At 72.0% G+C, this 17291-nt stretch carries 15 protein-coding genes and 1 pseudogene; 8 read left to right on the top strand and 8 right to left on the bottom strand.

Translation table 11 applies throughout. The annotated features are described in order from the left end of the window. The 3 genes from B0E54_RS30255 to B0E54_RS30245 all read left to right on the top strand — a co-directional run. Positions 1–696: hypothetical protein (locus B0E54_RS30255; protein ID WP_234590880.1), on the top strand; the 696-nt coding region annotated here is incomplete at its 5' end. A 13-nt stretch (positions 697–709) separates the two neighbouring features. Then, positions 710–1837: a hypothetical protein gene (locus tag B0E54_RS30250; RefSeq protein WP_234590878.1), complete on the top strand. Its 1128-nt coding sequence runs from the start codon at positions 710–712 to the stop codon at positions 1835–1837. A gap of 138 nt (positions 1838–1975) precedes the next feature. Beyond that, entirely contained in the window at positions 1976–2770 is a 795-nt protein-coding gene (locus B0E54_RS30245) for a BTAD domain-containing putative transcriptional regulator (RefSeq protein ID WP_234590876.1), read from the top strand. 16 nt (positions 2771–2786) lie between these two features. Here the strand turns inward: B0E54_RS30245 and B0E54_RS30240 are convergent, their stop codons facing one another. The 8 genes from B0E54_RS30240 to B0E54_RS30205 all read right to left on the bottom strand — a co-directional run bounded on the left by B0E54_RS30240 (position 2787) and on the right by B0E54_RS30205 (position 12428). After that, entirely contained in the window at positions 2787–3509 is a 723-nt protein-coding gene (locus tag B0E54_RS30240; protein ID WP_234590874.1) for an HD domain-containing protein, read from the bottom strand. A gap of 69 nt (positions 3510–3578) precedes the next feature. Further along, positions 3579–4934 (bottom strand): polysaccharide lyase family 1 protein, encoded by a 1356-nt coding sequence (locus tag B0E54_RS30235; protein WP_234590872.1) that lies wholly within the window; start codon positions 4932–4934, stop codon positions 3579–3581. A 124-nt stretch (positions 4935–5058) separates the two neighbouring features. Then, entirely contained in the window at positions 5059–5379 is a 321-nt protein-coding gene (locus B0E54_RS30230; RefSeq protein ID WP_234590870.1) for a hypothetical protein, read from the bottom strand. A 217-nt stretch (positions 5380–5596) separates the two neighbouring features. Then, a complete protein-coding gene (locus tag B0E54_RS30225; protein ID WP_234590867.1) occupies positions 5597–6772 on the bottom strand; it encodes a Gfo/Idh/MocA family protein in 1176 nt (391 codons plus the stop codon). Positions 6773–6857: 85 nt separating this feature from the next. Then, positions 6858–8351 carry a mannitol dehydrogenase family protein gene (locus B0E54_RS30220; protein WP_234590864.1) on the bottom strand — a complete coding sequence of 498 codons (1494 nt, stop codon included), beginning with the start codon at positions 8349–8351 and terminating at the stop codon, positions 6858–6860. Further along, positions 8342–9646, bottom strand: coding sequence for an enolase C-terminal domain-like protein (locus tag B0E54_RS30215; RefSeq protein WP_234590862.1), 1305 nt, complete (start codon positions 9644–9646; stop codon positions 8342–8344). The genes B0E54_RS30220 and B0E54_RS30215 overlap by 10 nt, the downstream gene beginning before the upstream one ends. Continuing rightward, complete coding sequence (gene uxaC / locus B0E54_RS30210; RefSeq protein WP_234590860.1) at positions 9643–11076, bottom strand: glucuronate isomerase; 1434 nt, start codon at positions 11074–11076, stop codon at positions 9643–9645. The genes B0E54_RS30215 and uxaC overlap by 4 nt, the downstream gene beginning before the upstream one ends. 23 nt (positions 11077–11099) lie before the next feature. Then, on the bottom strand, positions 11100–12428 hold the full coding sequence (locus B0E54_RS30205) for a Gfo/Idh/MocA family protein (protein WP_234590847.1): 1329 nt from the start codon (positions 12426–12428) through the stop codon (positions 11100–11102). Between the two features lie 238 nt (positions 12429–12666). On the opposite strand from B0E54_RS30205, the gene B0E54_RS30200 reads away from it, so the two are divergent. The 5 genes and pseudogenes from B0E54_RS30200 to B0E54_RS30180 all read left to right on the top strand — a co-directional run. Then, positions 12667–13797: a LacI family DNA-binding transcriptional regulator gene (locus tag B0E54_RS30200; protein WP_234590845.1), complete on the top strand. Its 1131-nt coding sequence runs from the start codon at positions 12667–12669 to the stop codon at positions 13795–13797. 19 nt (positions 13798–13816) lie between these two features. Next, the gene (locus B0E54_RS30195; RefSeq protein WP_234590843.1) at positions 13817–15163 is read left to right on the top strand and encodes an ABC transporter substrate-binding protein; all 1347 of its coding nucleotides are present in this window, start codon (positions 13817–13819) and stop codon (positions 15161–15163) included. 31 nt (positions 15164–15194) lie between these two features. After that, complete coding sequence (locus B0E54_RS30190) at positions 15195–16178, top strand: carbohydrate ABC transporter permease (protein ID WP_234590831.1); 984 nt, start codon at positions 15195–15197, stop codon at positions 16176–16178. Next, positions 16178–17068 carry a carbohydrate ABC transporter permease gene (locus B0E54_RS30185; RefSeq protein WP_234590829.1) on the top strand — a complete coding sequence of 297 codons (891 nt, stop codon included), beginning with the start codon at positions 16178–16180 and terminating at the stop codon, positions 17066–17068. Before B0E54_RS30190 ends, B0E54_RS30185 begins: the two co-directional genes overlap by 1 nt. Continuing rightward, positions 17052–17291 (top strand): annotated as a pseudogene (locus B0E54_RS30180) (hypothetical protein); the annotation flags it as partial. The gene B0E54_RS30185 and the pseudogene B0E54_RS30180, both read left to right, overlap by 17 nt.

Below are 17291 nucleotides of genomic sequence, written 5' to 3'. Positions count from 1 at the left end.
CAGCCGGTCGACGCGGTCCTGGCCGCCGCCGGCCTGCCCGCCGTGCGCGACCCGGCGCCCGTGGTGGCCGCCCTGAACCGGCTCCCCGACGAGCTGGTGGAGACCATCGAGCTGCCGGCGGCGCTGGCGTCCGCACTGATCGCCGGGCAGCCGGCCGCCGCCGACCGGCTGGCCCGGCTGGTCGGCCTGCTGCGCGAGCAGCACCTCGCCGCCGCGCTGCCGCTTGTCGACACCGGCAACCGGGTGCTGCTTGTGTGCAGCGTGATCGGGCTGCCCCAGGCCGGGCTCAACCTGGCCGAGCGGCGGGCGACCGGCTTTCGCTGGTACACGGTGGGGCTCGGCGGCGGCACCGCGGACATCAAGGCGGTCGGCGCGCGGACCACGCTGCGCCCCACCCACGCCGGTCTGGTCGCGGTGGTGGCGTTGTCCTACGTGCGGACCGGGCTGACCGACCCGTACGAGTTCCGGGTGGAGCTGCCCGACGGGGTGGCGTTGACCCTGGCCCAGTACGAGCGGCTGATGAACACGCTGACGCGGGTCTGCCCACTCGGCGTGGAGATCAACACCTTCGGTATCCGGCGTGACCACGTCGACCTCGACGCCGACGGCGACGCCGAGCCGCTGCGCCCCGCGGTGGCCCGCACCTTCCGCACCTTCCAGCAGCGCCGGCACCGCGGCGTGTACGACCAGCTCTGAGAGGGACACCACAATGGCGAGCGAGATCAACTACGACGGGGTGACCGTCACCGAGCTGTACGAGGCGTTCACCAAGCACGGCATCCCGGCCTCGGACGCCAGCGTGCTGGTCTCCTCCTGGATCTACGAGAACGTGGGCACCGCGAAGCGGGTGTTCAGCTACGCCGAGCCGTTCGCGGCGGTGGAGCCGGGCTGCGCGCCACCACCGTTCGCCCGCACCTTCGCCCACACCGACTGGGTCGACGGCGAGGACGTCGTGCAGGCCGGGCAGACGCCCGGCGAGCAGGGCTTCAACGAGCGGTTCCACCGCATCGAGCACGACCTGGACCACCTCGGCACCGACCTGGCCAAGGCGTTCTCCTGCATGGCGGCGATGCGGGTGAGCCTGCGCCGGCTGCTCGACGAGATCCGCGCCGAGATCAACCGGCTGCACTCCACGGTGCACGAGACGAAGGTCAGCCCCGGCCCGTACCAGATCGAGCAGATCCCCAACTACATCGGCACGCTCGACTTCGGCAGGTACATGGGCACCACGATGTTCATGGACAAGAAGGTCAGCATCTGGCAGACCAAGGCCGGCACGATCGTGCTGCCGGCCGTCGAGACCCTCGGCGTGGACGTGGTCGCCGGCCCGAAGGTCCGGGGTGCCGCCTACCTCGACAGGTACGCCGTCGAGAACGCCGACGTCCGGCAGCGCTTCCCGCGCGAGGTGAAGGTGGTGGAGTTCATCCGTACCTTCGGCGAGGACCAGGTGGCCGACGGCCGGACGATCCGCGACGTGCTCAAGGTGCTGCCGGCCGACAGCAGCTACCCGAGCCTGGACGCGATGGTCGTCGAGGTCAGCGAACGGGAGGCCGCCATCGTCCGGACCACGGCGGGCGCCCAGTCGGCGGTCTCCGCCGCGCTCGGCATCGACGCGGAACTGGAGAACGTCGCCGACGCCGACATCGCCATGCTCGCCGGGGTGCCCACCAAGGCCCGCGCGGCGCTGACCCGCGCCGGGATCAGCACGCTCGGCAAGCTGGCCGAGGCGCCGGCCGAGCGGGTGCTCGGCATCATGAAGGAGGCTGGCGTACGCGCCGACGTCGGCGACGCCGCCGAGTGGACCGGCTACGCCCGGACGCTGAGCAAGCTGCGCTGAACGGTCGGCCATCGCTCCGGCGAACGGCTGATCCCCGCCGTTCGCCGGGTCGGTGTGACGACACTGCGCTGGCGTGCCGAACGTCCACCCCCGAGCGTGGAACTCCCACACCGGTGATCGGGTGCGAAGGGCGCAGGGATGGCAGTTCACGAGGTGACGCAGGACCTCCGCTCCGGGGCGCAGGAGGCCGGTGTGGCGCGACCAACCCGGTACACGCTGCGTCTGCTCGGCGGGTTCGGGCTGGAACGCGACGGCCGGTCCGTCGTGGTGCCGCAGGGCGCACGCCGGCTGCTCGCCTATCTCGGCGTACGCCAGCGCTGCGCCCGCTGGGAGGCTGCCGGCACCCTCTGGCCCGGCTCGCACGAGGAGCGGGCCCGCGCCAACCTGCGCACCATGCTCTGGCGGCTGCACCGGATCACTCCCGAGCCCCTCGTCGAGGAGGACGACCGGCTGGCCCTGGCCGCCGGTGTGACGAGCGACGTCGCCACGCTGGGCGCGGCGTCCGCGGCGCTGCTGGCCGGCGGGGCGCCGGCGGGTGTCGGCGCGGGGGTGCCGGCGCTGGCGACGGGTGAGCTGCTGCCCGGCTGGTACGACGACTGGGTGCTGACCGAGCGGGAGCGGCTGCGTCAGACCCAGCTGTACGCGCTGGAGGCGCTCGCCGAACGGCTCACCGCGCAGGGGCGCTTCAGCGAGGCGGTGCAGGTGGCGTTGACCGCCGTGCAGTTGGAGCCGTTGCGCGAGAGCGCCACCCGCGTGCTGATCGCCGTGCACCTGGCCGAACGCAACATCAACGAGGCGGTACGCCGGCTGGAGCTGTTCCGTGCCGACCTGGGCCGGGAGTTGGGCGTCGCCCCGACCTCCTGGCTGGAGCACCTGGTGCGCGAGGGCCTGCGCCGGGACGGGTTCGCGCCCGCCCCAGGCGCCGGCGTCTGACGGCCCGCCCAGCGGCTCAGTGCGTGTGGGCCGGCCGGTCCAGGATGGCGCTGAACCGCTCCTCGGCAAGGTCCAGCTGGCCGAAGATGTGGGCCTTCACCGCCGGCGTGAGCGGGGTGTCCGCACGACCGATCAGGTCCCGGAAGAGCGGCACCAGGGGCCGGTACTTGCGCGCCGACGAGACGACCTTCGGCCCGACGGTGTGGATCACTCCGACGCCGTTGTCGGTGAAGTCCGACACCTTGATCACTCGCGCCCAGGGCTCCCGGTCCAGGCTGACCGCCAGGTGCTCCCGGTACTGGTCGTTGCGGTCACGCTGCGGGTCGTACACCGGATTGGTGACCGCGGCGACCAGGGTGGCCACCCGCGGCCCGAACCGCGCGGCGAGCGTGGCCAGCGCCGCGGCCCTCGGGTCGCCGCCGCCCTCGGCCAGCTCGGCCGGGTGGTCCTCGACCGCGTCGTGCAGCAGGCCGGCGACGATCACGTCCACGTCGCGGACCTGGTAGTGGTGCATGAGCCGGATGGCGACCCGCAGCAGGTGGTTGAGGTACGGCTCGCGGACCCGCCGGTCGTCGCGGTGCAGCTCGGCGGCGAGGTCGAGCGCGGCGGACAGACGGGCGCGTTCGCCATCGTCGAAGCGTTCGACCTCCAGCCGGAAGCGCTCCAGCAGGCCCGGTTCGCCGTGGATCTCGGTGATCGCGTGCATCGGCATGCTGCCCAGGTGCGGCGGGAAGTCCATGCGTCACTTATAGCCGATCTTCCCCACATCGATGGGCCCGTACGTCGTCGACCCGACCACGGCGAGTCGTCACAGCGGCAGCCGGTCGGCGCCCGCGAGCGGACCCACCAGCAGCGGGAGCAGCGCCGCCGGCAGGACCGGGTCGCGGCGCAGGGTCGGTGTCCAGCCGGCGTCGGCGCCCAGGTCGGGCTCGTGCGCCGCGTTGTACGCCGCCAGCAGATCGACCGGCCGGGCCGGGCCGGCGCCCTGGCGCACCCAGGAGCCCCGCTCGGTGAGCGTCGTGCCGCCCCAGTCGTAGAGCAGGTCGGCCGGGTCGACGCCGGCGTCGAGGGAGAAGAAGTTGTTCTGCGCGTAGATCGCCGACTGCACGCCGACGCCCAGCGCGTACTGGAAGCCGTCGCCGCCCAGCCGGTACAGGTTGTTGTAGACGTCGACCTGGCCGAACCGCACCCGGGGCAGCCGTTGCAGGTCCCCGTCGAAGAGGTTGTGGTGCAGGGTGACCTTCAGCCGACCCACGTCCGGGCCGACGGTGTTGGACGAGCCGATCAGCATCAGCTTGTCCCGTCCCGTGAAGCGGTTCCACGAGGCGGTGACGAAGCTGGCGGTGTGCGTGACGTCCAGCGAGCCGTCGTGCACCTGGTACGGCCGGCCGAAGTAGCTCGGCTGGGCGCTGTCCGGGTTGTCGCCGTCGGTGAACGTGTTGTGGTCGACCCAGACATGCTCGCTGCGGCGTACCGAGATCTGGTCGTACTGGCTGTTCCAGTTGCCGGTGTCGCCGTCGGTGGGCGACCACGCGGGGAAGCAGTCCCGGGCGTCGACGAAGGTCAGGTTGCGCACGATGACGTTGGACGCCCGGTCGATCATGAGGGTGAGCCCGGTCAACCGAGCGCCGTGCAGCCCCACGATCGTGGTGTTCGGCCCGACGTTGATCTGGGTCTGGCGGGTCTGGTTGGCCACCGAGCGCACCCGGGCCTCCTCCAGCGGCCCGGCCGGTGCCACCCGACCCCACACCGCCGGGTCGTACGCGGCCAGATAGGCGTCCAGTTGGTACGCCGGGTCGGCCAGGTCGGCACAGCTCAGCGGCGTGCCCTCGGGCCCGGTGAAGCCGTCGACAGCGCCGTCCACGTAGATCAGTTTGGGGGTGGCGTCGGCGGCGTTGCCGGCGTTGTCACCGCCGAGGGCGTCGACCAGTTCCGCCCGATCGTGGACCACCCTTGTCCGCTCGGGCGTCGCGGCCGAACCGCCGGTGGTGCCGGTGCCCTCGGCCGCCCAGCCGTCGCGCTCGGGCAGGGCCTGCCGACCGAGGTGACGGGCCGACCAGGACAGCCGATCGGCTGCGGAAGTGTCGGGGCGGGGAGCGGCGGCGGCCGGTGTGGCACTGACCAGGACGGCGATTACCGTCGCCCCGATGAGGGGTGCGCGCATTGATTTTTCCATTCGCTGGTGGTGGTTCGGCATTCACCAGGAACGGTAGGTTCGCTGTTTTGTATCGGTCAATATAAATTGTTTGCAGGAATGTTGCAGTGGTGCCGGCGGCCAGTGGGCGGTCTCATTGCGCGCGAGTCGCACGTGCCCCGAAGGCGACCAGCAGGGCGGTGACGAGAGCAGCCACCAGCAGGACCCTGACGACGATGAACAGCACCGCGTCGCCCGTGGAGTGGGGCGGGAAGATGTCCTTGACGAGCCAGCCGACCCCCAGCCCCAGCCCCAGGCAGGCGTGCATCGCGGCCCGCAGGCGGGGGAGCGGCTGCGGGCGGCCGAAAATCCGGGGTGCCACGGTGCCACCGCGGCTCCTGGCGAGCAGCACGGCGGCGACGACCAGGTTGGCCACGCCGGCCGCGACGGCCAGGGCCAGGTCAACTGCTCCCATGTGGACACACGTTAGCGCACGGACAGTCGCTCCGAGGGCCGTCTCTCCTGACGTCGGGTGCGTGGCCGCCCCGGGTGCAGCAGGAGGGGCGGACACCGACCCGTCGCCTCCTTTGCTCTGCTTCAACCCAGGCAACACTTGCGGGGCAAAAGTGTTGCCTCGGTTGAAGCAGAGCAAAGGACAACAGCAGCACCCTCGCCACCGCAGGGCGCCACCACTACGCCAGGTGCGCGCGGTACGCGGGCACGGCCCACGGCACGCCCTGCTCGCTGGGCAGCGCGCCCTGCTCGGCCGCCCGACGCAGTACCTCGACCACGCCACGGATCCGCACCACCCGCTCGTCACCGTCGCCCACCACGTCGACCAGCTCCCCGTCGAGCAGTCGAGGGTCGGGCGCGGCCCGCAACGCGTCGAGCAGTGCGGTGAACGGCGCGGTACGGGCCAGCGGGGCGATCAGCGGCACCGCGGCCGGGTCGACGCGGTGGGCGAGCAGGTTCTCCAGCAGGCCCTGTCGACCGGGGACGCGGCGGGTCACCACGTCACCGGGCAGACGCAACCGGTCCGTGGGGTACTCCAGCACGGCCCGTCCCGACGTGCCGGTCACCACCACCTCGCCGGCCACGAACTCCTCCGATGCCAGGGTGACCGCCGCCAGCACCGGTGGGCCGGCGCGGAACCGCACCCGCAGCACCGCCGTGTCCTCCACCTCGATCGGCCGCACCCGGTAGCGCTCCACCTCGATGGCGACCGGCCACGGTGGCGCCCCGCCGAGCGCCTCGGCGACGGCCAGGCACTGCATCACCGCGTGCGCGAGCGGGTTGGCCAGCGCGCCATCCAGCACCGGTCGGCCGTCCACGCTGCGGCGACCGGCCCACGGGGAGCGGGCGTAGTAGGCGTCCGGCCGTTGCCACGCCGCGAATGTCGCGATGCCGGTGACCGCGCCGAGGCGGCCGGCGGCCAGCGCGTCGGTCAGCGCGGTCAGCGCCGCCGAACCGAGCGCCTGGAAACCGACCTGGGCCACCCGGCCGGTCACCGCCAGCGCGTCGGTCAGCGCGTCGTGCTCGGCCAGCGACAGCACCGGCGGCTTCTCCAGCAGCAGGTCCGCGCCGGCCTCCAGGGCGTCCCGGGCGATCGGCAGGTGCGTGTGCGGCGGGGTGCAGATCACCACCACCTCCGGTCGGGCGGCGGCGAGCATCGCCCGGTGGTCGGTGAACACCCCGACCCCGGGCGGCACCGGCGCCTCCCGTTCGTCGCGCACCGGTTGGACGTCGACCAGGGCGACCAGCCGCAGCCGGCCGCCGGCGTGCAGCGGCGCGATCACCCGCCGGTGCCAGTGGCCGTGCCCGTTGGCCCCGATCACCGCCACCGTCGGCGGCGGCACCGACCCGTTCACGAGCCACCGGCCAACAGCGTCGACACCACCGAGGCGTCGACCACCGCCGTCGACATCACCGGGGCTCCGGCCCGCGCGGCACCGCTCACCGGGCGCCGGCCAGGGTCGCCTCGACGCCGTGTCGTCCGAGCGCGGTCAGCCAGGCGGTCACGTCGGCACGTACCTCGTCGTCCTCGGCCACCTCGGCCGGGATGACCTCGCGCAGCGCGAAGACGGCGTCCACCGCGCCGGCCGGGCTCTGCGCGCCGGCGTCCAGGGCGGCCCGGATCGGCCCCGCGAGGGGGTCCTGCAACGGCAGCGGTCCGCCGTCGTCGGCGTACCCCAGGGCGAAGCGCAACCAGGACGCCACGACCAGCGCGCCCCAGCGCGCGGACCGTCCGGCCGCGCGCAGGTCGGCGATGGTGTGCAGGATGCGCTGCGGCAGCTTCTGCGAGCCGTCCACCGCGACCTGGAGGGTGCGGTGCCGGATCGCCGGGTTGGCGAACCGGGCGAGGACCTGCTCGCCGTAGTCGATCACGCGCACCCCGTCCGGCGGCGTGAAGCTGGCCGCGACGTCCTCGGCGATCAGCCGGCGCAGAACGTCGGTCAGGTGTGGGATCTCCAGGGCGTCGGCGATGGTCTCCCGGCCGGCCAGCGCGCCGAGGTACGCCACTGCCGAGTGCACGCCGTTGAGGGTGCGCAGCTTCAACCGCTCCCACGGTCCGGCGTCGCCCGTGAGCACCGCCCCGGCGTGCTCCCAGCCCGGCCGCCCGCCGGGGAAGTCGTCCTCGATCACCCACTGCGCGTACGGTTCGGCGGCCACCGCGGCCAGGTCGGTCACGCCGAGCGCCCGGCGGGCCGCGTCGATGGTCTCCGGGGTGCTGGCCGGCACGATGCGGTCCACCATGGTGCCGGGGCAGGTCACGTTGGCGACCACCCAGTCGACGAGCCCGGCGGGCACCCCCTCGGCCCGTTCGACCGCCTGGTCGACCAGGCCGCGCAGCCGCCGGCCGTTGGCCGGCAGGTTGTCGCAGCTCACCAGCGCCAGCGGCCCGGCGTCGGCGGCGGCGCGGGCGGCCAGCCCGCGCAGCAGCAGCCCCGGCACGGTAGTCGGGGCCTGCTGGCCGGCGAGGTCCGCGGCGAGCGCGGCGTCCGGGGACAGCCGGCCGGTCACCGGATCGAGCTGGTACGCCTTCTCGGTGACGGTGAGCGTCACGACGCGCACCGCCGGGTCGGCCAGCAACGCCACCACGGCGTCCGGGTCGCTGGGAGCATGTCGTACGCCGCTGAGCGCGCCCACCACCCGGGTGGCGGTGCCGGCGGCGGACAGGGCGCTGACGCTGAACAGGTTGTCCTGGGCGGCGAGCGCCTCGACCACTGCGGTGCTGCGCGGGGCGACGGCCACGATGCCCCAGTCGCCGCCGGCCGCGCCGACGGCCGCCTCGGTGTAGACGGCCTGGTGCGCCCGGTGGAACGCGCCCAACCCCAGGTGTACGACGCCCGTCGGCACGGTGCCCGGTCGGATGAGGGGACGGGACTCGACGGGCAGGTGGCGCAGCACCCCCAGGCCGAGGCGGGACGCGCCGACGGTCACCGCCATGCCGGACCGTCCGGGAAGCGGAACTCGGCGATCGACGACTGTTTCATGGTGGCGCTGTAGCCGGGCTGGTCGGGCAGCAGGTAGCGGCCGCCGCGGGTGCGGACCGGGTCGACGAAGTGCTCGTGCAGGTGGTCGACGTACTCGATCATCCGACCGTCCAGGGCGGTACCGACCCGCAGGTAGTCGAAGATCGCCAGGTGCTGGACGTACTCGCAGAGGCCGACGCCGCCGGCGTGCGGGCAGACCGGCACCCCGAACTTCGCCGCCAGCAGCAGCTCGGCCAGGACCTCGTTGACGCCGCCGACCCGGCACGCGTCGATCTGCATCACGCCGATCGCCTCGGCCTGGAGGAGCTGCTTGAAGATCACCCGGTTGGCGGCGACCTCGCCGGTGGCCACCCGGCACCGCCCGCCGGTCAGCTCGTCGACGGCGCGCGCGATCCGGGCGTGCCCGAGGATGTCGTCCGCGTGGGTCGGCTCCTCGATCCAGTACGGGTCCACCTCCGCGAGGGCGGTCATCGCCGTGATCGCCTCGTCGACGTCCCACACCTGGTTGGCGTCCATCATCAGCAGCGCGTCCGGGCCGATCTCGGAGCGGATGATCCGGGCCCGGCGTATGTCGTCGGCCAGCGGGCCGCCCACCTTCATCTTCATCGCCCGCCACCCGTCGTCGTACGCCTGCCGCGTCAACGCCCGCACCTTGTCGTCGGGGTAGCCGAGCCAACCCACCGAGGTGGTGTACGACGGAAAACCGTCGCGTTCGAGGGTGGCCAACCGGTCGGCCAGGCCGTCACGTCCCTTGTCGAGGAGGGCGGCGGCGTCGTCGGGGGTGAGCGCGTCGGTGATGTGCTTGAAGTCGACGCTGGCGACCAGCTCGTCGGTCGGCAGTTCGGCGAGGAACCGCCACATCGGCTTGCCGGCGATCCTGGCCCGCAGGTCCCACACGGCGTTGACGAGCGCGCCGGTCGCCATGTGGATGACGCCCTTCTCCGGCCCCAGCCAGCGCAACTGCACGTCGGCGCTGAGCGAACGCCAGAACGCCACGGGCTCGGCCGCGATCTCCTCGACCGTCCGCCCCTTCACGTGGTGGGCCAGCGCCCGCACCGCCGCGCAGGTGATCTCGTTGCCCCGGCCGTTGGTGAAGGTGAACCCCGCGCCGACCGGCCCGGCGTCGGTGCCCAGCTCGACGTACGTCGCCGAGTAGTCACCCCGGTTGATCGCGTCGGACCCGTCGCCCCGAGCGGCGGTCGGGAACCGCACGTCGTGCACCTCGACGGACGTGATGGTGACACTCACTGGCCAACCCCTTCGAAGTTGAAGACCCGCTTGGGCAGCCGGTACGCCAGGTCGACGATCGTCTCGGCGGCCTCGTCCAGCGGCAGCCGGTGCTCGGCGACCAGCCGGGCCAGGAAACCGGCGTCGACCCGGCGGGCCACGTCGTGGCGTACCGGGATGGAGCAGAACGCCCGGGTGTCGTCGACGAACCCGGTGGTGTTGTAGAAGCCGGCGCTCTCGGTGACCGTCTCGCGGAACCGGCGCAGCACCTCGGGGGAGTCCAGGAACCACCAGGGCGCACCGAGCAGCAGCGCGGCGTAGCCGCCCGCGAGGGGCGCCAGCTCGCGGGTGAAGGTGTCCTCGTCGAGCGTGTAGAGCACCACCCGCAGCCGAGGGTCGTTGCCGTGGCGTTCCAGCAGCGGCGCGAGCGCGTGCACGTACTCGGTGGCCTGCGGCACGTCCCCGCCGACGTCGCGGCCGTGCCGCTCGTACAGCCAGCGGTTGTGGTTGCGCACCGCGCCGGGGTGCAGCTGCATGACCAGGCCGTCGTCGAGCGACATCCGGGCGAACTCCATCAGCATGTGCGCCCGGAACGCCTCCGCGTCGGCCGCGTCGGCCTCGCCGCGCAGGCCCCGGTCGTACCGGCGGGCGGCCTCGGCCGGGGTCAGGTCCAGGGTGCGGGCGGTGGGGTGGCCGTGGTCCGACGAGGTCGCCCCGGCCGCGATGAACGCGGCCCGCCGGGCCCGCAGCGCGGCCAGATAACCGGTGTACGTGCCGGTGTCCTCGCCGGTCATCGCGCCGAGGCGGGCCACGTTGGACGACCAGCCCTCGTACTCCATGTCCACCACGTCGTCCGGGCGGAACGTGGTGACCACCCGGCCGCCCGGCCCGCCCCACCCGTCGGCGGCGAGCTTGGCGTGCTGCGCGAGCTCGTCCAGCGGCGACTCGGTGGTCGCGAGCACCTCGATTCCGAACCGCTCGAACAGCGCCCGGGGCCGGAAGTCCGGCTCGGCGAGGCGGGCCGCGATCTCGTCGTAGACGGTGTCGGCGGTGGCCGGGCCGAGCGGGGTGTGCACCCCGAACACGGTGCGGAAGGTCTGCTCCAGCCAGAGCCGCGACGGGGTGCCCCGGAACAGGTGCCAGTGCGCGGCGAAGCGCCGCCAGATCGTCCGGCCGTCGGTCTCGGTCGGGCTGCCGTCGCGGGTCGGCACGCCCAGGTCCGACGGGGGGACGCCCTGGCTGAGCAGCATCCTCGTCAGGTAGTGGTCGGGCACGATGAGCAGCCGCGCCGGGTCGGGAAAGGGCTGGTCCTGCGCGAGCAGGGCCGGGTCGACGTGCCCGTGCGGCGAGATGATCGGCTGCTGCGCCGCGAGGGCGTACAGCTCCCGGGCGATCGCGCGCTGCCCGGGCTCGGAGGGCAGGAGCAGGTCGGTGTGGTCGGACGTCGGCACGGGGCTGGGCTCCTCGTCGATGGTCAGCGGGGGGTGAGCAGATCGGCGACCCGCACCGGTTGCCCGGTCTCGAAGGACCGGTTGGCGGCCAGGCCGGTGAGCAGGGCCAGCGCGCCGTCGTCGGCCGTCGCGGCGCGGCCCAGCGGATCGGGCTGACCGCCCAGGAGCACCGCTGTCATCCGGGCGTCCGCGCCGCCGTGCCCGTGGCGGGTACGTCCCTCGACGGGGATCTGCCGGGGCGGTTCCCAGAAGGGGCGCAGGGTGAGCGTCGCGCCGCCCCCTTCGGCCGGCGCTTCGACGCCGTGCAGCGCGGCGCCCTTGACCGCGCCCGCCGTGCCCCGGTCGACGAAGTCGTTCTCGGTCACCTCCAGTTCGAGGCGCCCCCGGCTGCCGTTGACCATCACCCGGTAACCCTCCCAGGGGGCGTACGCCGTGAGGTGGTAGGTCATCGTGGCGCCGGTGGAGTAGCGGGCGAGCACGGCCATGTCGTCCTCGATGCTCACGCCCGGGGCGAACACGTTGCGGTCGCGCCGGTAGCCGTCCTCGGCCTCGGCGTCGAGGTACAGCTCCCGCAGTCGGGGGTGGGCGTCCAGCCGCAACGCGAACGGGTCGTCGACGGCGGCGGGGGAGCCGTACGCCCGCTCGTAGTCGCGGGCGTAGCCGTGCCGGCGGCCGTCCTCGCCGTAGAAGAACAGGCGGCCGGCGGCGTACACCTCGACCGGGGTGGCCCCCAGCCACCAGTTGACCAGGTCGAAGTGATGGCTGGCCTTGTGCACCATCAACCCGCCGGAGGTGGCCTTGTCGCGGTGCCAGCGGCGGAAGTAGTCGGCGCCGTGCCGCACGTCGAGCAGCCACTCGAAGTGCACCGAGCCGATCTCACCGACGGCGCCGTCGGCGAGCAGACGCCGGACCTGCTCGTGCAGCGGGTTGTAGCGGTAGTTGAAGGCGACAGTCACCCGGCCGCCGGTCTCGGAAACCGCGTCCAGGATGCGCCGGCAGCGCGCGGCGTCGACGGTCATCGGCTTCTCGGTGACGACGTCCCGGCCGGCGCGCAGCGAGGTCACCACGTACTCGTCGTGGGTGACGTCCACACTGGTCACCAGCACGACGTCGACCCGCTCCTTGTCGAGCATGGCCCGGAACTCACCGGCCGGGTACGTCGGCACGGGACGGTGACCCAGCTCGGCGAGCCAGCGGTTGTGCGCGTCCATCCGGGCCTGGTTGACGTCGGCAAAGGCGACCAGCTCGGTGGTGTCGGCGTGGTCGAGCACCAGGGCACGGACGAACATCTCGGCCCGTGCGCCGGTGCCCACGACGGCGTAGCGGACGTGGCCGTCGGATCTCGGTGACATGCGATCGCCCCCAGGTGATCCCTGCAAAGGTTTGCAGTGAAGTAACCACGATCAATGCGATGGCGTCAACGGCGACGCCGCAATCGGCGATAAATGTCCGTGTATGCGGCGTTGTAAGTCACCACGGGGAGCGTCGACGCAACAGAACCGCAACCATTGACCGTTGACACTGGCGCAACCGTTTGCATTAATTGGCGGCACCCACGTGACCGTCGCCACATCGGACGAAGGGCCCGCCGTGCCAGTCACCATCCGGGACGTCGCCCGCGCCTCCGGGGTGCACATCTCCACCGTGTCCCGCACCTTCTCGGCCCCGCACCTGGTCAACCCCGAGACCCGGGTCCGGGTGCTGGCCTGCGCCGAGGACCTGGGCTACCGGCCGAACCGCGCCGCCCGGGCCCTGATCACCGGGCGGACGCACAACATCGGCCTGATCATCGCGGACATCGCGAACCCGTTCTTCCCGCCGCTGATCAAGGCGGCGGAGAGCCAGGCCCGCCATCGCGACTACCACGTCTTCGTGGCCGACACCAACGAGGACCCGACCGCCGAGGAGGAGCTGGTCCACGCGCTCGCCAAGCAGGTCGACGGGGTGCTGCTGTGCAGTCCGCGGATGAGCAACAGCCTGATCGAGCAGCTCAGCCGGGAGGTGCCGCTGGTGGTGGTGAACCGCCAGGTGACCGGCCTGCCCTGCGTCCTGATGGACGTCGGGCAGGGCGCCCGGGCGGCGATCGAGCACCTGATCGGTCTCGGTCACCGGAGCATCGCGTTGCTCGGCGGCCCCCGCAGTTCCTGGACCAACCGGGAGATGCGCCGCGCCGCAACCACCGCCGCCCGCAGCGGCGGCGTGGAGCTGACCGTGCTCGGCCCCAACGCGCCCACCGAGACCGGCGGCCTCGCCGTCGCCGACCAGGTGCGGCGCAGCGGCGTGACGGCAGTGCTCGCCTACAACGACCTGATGGCGATCGGCCTCATCGAGGGGCTGGACGCGCTCGGGGTCCGGGTGCCGCAGGAGGTGAGTGTCGTCGGGGTCGACGACATCGCCCTGAGTCGGCTCACCCGCCCCAAACTGACGACGGTGGCCACACCCACCGGGGCCGCTGGCCGGACGGCCGTCGACATGCTGCTGCAACAGGACATCGAGTCACCGCGCGGCGCGCGGGGGCCCGGTGCCGGCACGGCGCTCGGCGTCCGTCGTACCACCGCACAGGTAATGCTCCAGACCGACCTGGTCATCCGCGACTCGACCGGCCCGGGCCCGCACGCCCGACCGGCACGTCCCCTGGCCGCGCCGCCTGGCCCGGACCCGCATTGCCCTGCGGGCCCGGGCGTCCCGACCGCGGCCACCGGTGACGCCGTCGCCTCCTAATGCCGAGGAGTGAGCGCACATGCACCCCGCAACGCCCCCCACCACCGACACGTCCGTCGGGCGCCATCACGGTACCCCGGTGCCCCGGCGGCGACTCCTGCGCGGCCTGCTCGCCGCGACCGTCGCCGCGCCGCTGATGTTCGGCGCCGCGGCCTGCGGCGACGACGACGGCGCCGCCGATCCCAACGCCCCGGTCAAGCTCTCGATCTTCTGGTGGGGCGGCGACGCCCGCGCCAAGCTGACCGAGGACGCCCTGGCCCTCTACACCAAGAAGCACCCAAACGTGACCTTCGAGAAGACCTGGCAGGCCAACCAGGGCTACTTCGACAAGCTCGCCACGCTCACCGCCGGCGGCAACCCGCCGGACCTGTTCCAGATCGACGACAACTACCTCGCCGAGTACGCGGCCCGCAGCACCACACTCGACCTGAAGAGCTACCAGGACTCCGGCAAGCTCGACGTCACCAAGTTCCCCAAGAGCCTGCTGGAGTACGGCGTGGTCGACGGCAAGCTGGCCGGGGTGGCCGCCGGGGAGAACACCCAGGGCCTGGTCTACAACAAGACCCTGCTGACCAAGCACAACCTGCCCGAGCCCACCACCGGGATGACCTGGGAGCAGCACATCGCCTGGGCCGCCCAGGTGTCGGAGAAGACCGGTGTGCCCGGCACGCAGGACCCGAGCGCCGACTACAAGGCGTACTGGATCTGGCTGCGCCAGCAGGGCAAGGACCTCTACAAGGGCAACGAGCTGGGCTTCGCGGCCGAGGACGTGACCGCCTGGTTCGACCTGTGGAAGGGCGCCCGGGACCGCAAGGCCACCCCGAGCGCCGACGTCATCCACGAGGGCAACTCCAGTGACGTCACCAAGCAGCTGGTGGTCACCGGCAAGGCCGGCACCAGTTGGGTCTGGGCCAACCAGATGCCCGACCTGAAGAAGAACACCAAGGACGAGCTGGGGGTCGTCGCCTATCCCGGTGACCCCAGCGCGCAGTGGGCCCGGGCCTCCATGTACTGGTCGGTGTTCAAGGGCAGCAAGAACAAGGACGTCGCGGTCGACGTGATCGACTTCTTGAACAACGACCAGGAGGCGGTCAAGCTGCTCGGCACCGACCGCGGCCTGCCGTCCAACCTGGACCTGCGCCGGGTGGTCAGCGACGACACCACCGACCCGGCGATGAAGCAGTCCATCGCCGTCGAGACCGAGCTGGCGCAGAAGTTCGGCCAGTCCCCGCAGGTGCCGATCAAGGGACACAGCAAGGTCAAGTCCGAGCTGGTCAAGGCCGCCGAGAACGTGCAGTACGGCCGGGCCACCTCCGCGCAGGCCGCCGCCCAGTTCGTCGAGGCGTGCAAGTCCGCCATCGCCTGACCGCCGCACGAGGCGAGGAGAGGAGCTGTTCGTGGCGTTGACCACGGCGCCCGACCCGACCCGACGCGGCCCCGGATCCGACCGGGCCCACGCCGCGAGGCGTGGGCCCGGCAGCATCCGGCACAGCGAAGGTCTGGCGGGGTACGTCTTCCTGTCGCCGTGGCTCATCGGCCTGATGGGTGTCACGGCGGTCCCCATGCTGCTGTCGCTCTACCTGAGCTTCACCAACTACGACATCCTCACCCCGTTCTCCGAGGTGGAGTGGGTGGGGTTCGCCAACTACGAGCGGATGTTCACCGCCGACCCGTCGTACTGGCACGCGGTGCGGGTCACCCTGACGTTCGCGCTGGTCGCGGTGCCGCTGAAGCTGGCCGCCGCGCTCGGCGTGGCGTTGCTGCTCAACCGTGCCTGGCGCGGCGTCGGCCTGTTCCGCGGGCTGTTCTACCTGCCGTCGCTGCTCGGCGGCAGCGTCGCGCTGGCCATCGTCTGGGTCAACATGTTCAACCGCGACGGCGCGTTCAACTCGCTGCTGAGCCTCGTCGGCATCACCGGCAAACCGTGGGTCAACGACCCCGACTGGGCCCTTCAGACGCTGATGGTGCTCGCCATCTGGCAGTTCGGCGCACCGATGGTGATCTTCCTGGCCGGGCTCAAGCAGGTGCCCACCGAGCTGTACGAGGCCGCCTCGGTCGACGGCGCCGGCAGGTTCCGCCAGTTCCGCAACGTCACGCTGCCGATGCTCTCCCCGGTCATCTTCTTCAACCTGGTGCTGGAGACGATCAACGGCTTTCAGGGTTTCACCGCCGCGTTCGTGCTCAGCAACGGCACCGGCGGCCCGGTCGACTCCACCCTCATGTACACGCTGAACCTCTACATCACCGGCTTCACCGACCTCAACATGGGCTACGCCTCGGCGATGGCCTGGGTGTTCCTGCTCGCCATCGCGGTCATCACCGCGATCTTCTTCAGCACCGGACGGTTCTGGGTGCACTACTCCGACGGGGAGGACCGGTGATGGTGGCGGTGAATCCGGCGGCCGACGTACCGACGCCTACCGTGCGCCGGCGGCCCGGCGGCCGGTCCCTGCTGCGGCTGCTGATCCTGGTGGTGATCGTCGCCGTGGTGCTCTACCCGCTGATCTGGATGGTCGGCACGTCGGTGAAGTCCCAGGAGGAGATCGTCAACAACATCGGGCTGCTGCCCGAGCGCTTCACCCCGGGCAACTACACCGCCGGGTGGTCCAACTTCGACGTCAGCTTCGGCCGGTTCTTCCTCAACAGCGCGATGGTCAGCCTGCTCACCGTCATCGGCAACGGGCTGTCCTGCCTGCTCGCCGCGTACGCCTTCGCCCGACTGCGGTTCCGGCTGCGCGGCATGTGGTTCGCCGTCATGATCGGCACGCTGCTGCTGCCCCAGCACGTGCTGATCGTGCCGCAGTACATCCTGTTCCGGACGCTCGGGCTGGTCGGCGGCGACTGGCCGTACCTGCCGCTGCTCATTCCGCAGTTCCTGGCCACCGAGGCGTTCTTCGTCTTCCTCATGGTGCAGTTCATGCGTGGCGTCCCGCGCGAGCTGGACGAGGCGGCCCGGATCGACGGCGCCGGCCCGTACGGCATCTTCCGGCACATCATCCTGCCGCTGAGCCGTCCCGCGCTGGTCACGACCGCGATCTTCTCGTTCATCTGGACCTGGAACGACTTCTTCCGCCAGCTGGTCTTCCTGTCCCAGCTGCAGGACTACACAGTGCCGGTCGCGCTGACCCTGTTCATCGACTCGACCAGCCAGAGCGCGGTCGGGCCGATGTTCGCCATGTCGGTGCTGTCGCTGCTGCCGGTCTTCCTGTTCTTCGTCGCCTTCCAGCGGATGCTCGTCGAGGGGATCAACACCAGTGGCATCAAGGGCTGAACCGGCCGACGCCGTCGGGCGGCGGGACTGGCGCGACGTCGCCCGCGACGCCGCCGACCTCGCGCTGCTCGGCATCCTGCTGACCCTGGCGGCGGCGCCGGTGCTCACCGCCGCCGCAGCCGTCGGCACGGCCAGCGCGGCCGTGCACGACTGGACGCGTACCGGCAGCTGGCCGTCGGCGCGGACCACCGCGCGCCGGTTCGGCCGCGCGGTGCTGCCCGGC

It is taken from the genome of Micromonospora sp. MH99, assembly GCF_021442385.1.
In the GTDB taxonomy this organism is placed as follows: domain Bacteria; phylum Actinomycetota; class Actinomycetes; order Mycobacteriales; family Micromonosporaceae; genus Micromonospora.
The sequence above is the reverse complement of the archived record's forward strand: the minus strand, read 5'-3'. Positions and strand labels throughout refer to the sequence as shown.

Bases quoted from the DNA above. Each gene is read 5' to 3' on its own strand.
- B0E54_RS30250 (WP_234590878.1), top strand. From the start codon at position 710: ATGGCGAGCGAGATCAACTACGACGGGGTGACCGTCACCGAGCTGTAC.
- B0E54_RS30245 (WP_234590876.1), top strand. From the start codon at position 1,976: ATGGCAGTTCACGAGGTGACGCAGGACCTCCGCTCCGGGGCGCAGGAG.
- B0E54_RS30240 (WP_234590874.1), bottom strand. From the start codon at position 3,509: ATGGACTTCCCGCCGCACCTGGGCAGCATGCCGATGCACGCGATCACC.
- B0E54_RS30235 (WP_234590872.1), bottom strand. From the start codon at position 4,934: ATGCGCGCACCCCTCATCGGGGCGACGGTAATCGCCGTCCTGGTCAGT.
- B0E54_RS30230 (WP_234590870.1), bottom strand. From the start codon at position 5,379: ATGGGAGCAGTTGACCTGGCCCTGGCCGTCGCGGCCGGCGTGGCCAAC.
- B0E54_RS30220 (WP_234590864.1), bottom strand. From the start codon at position 8,351: ATGGCGGTGACCGTCGGCGCGTCCCGCCTCGGCCTGGGGGTGCTGCGC.
- B0E54_RS30205 (WP_234590847.1), bottom strand. From the start codon at position 12,428: ATGTCACCGAGATCCGACGGCCACGTCCGCTACGCCGTCGTGGGCACC.
- B0E54_RS30195 (WP_234590843.1), top strand. From the start codon at position 13,817: ATGCACCCCGCAACGCCCCCCACCACCGACACGTCCGTCGGGCGCCAT.
- B0E54_RS30185 (WP_234590829.1), top strand. From the start codon at position 16,178: ATGGTGGCGGTGAATCCGGCGGCCGACGTACCGACGCCTACCGTGCGC.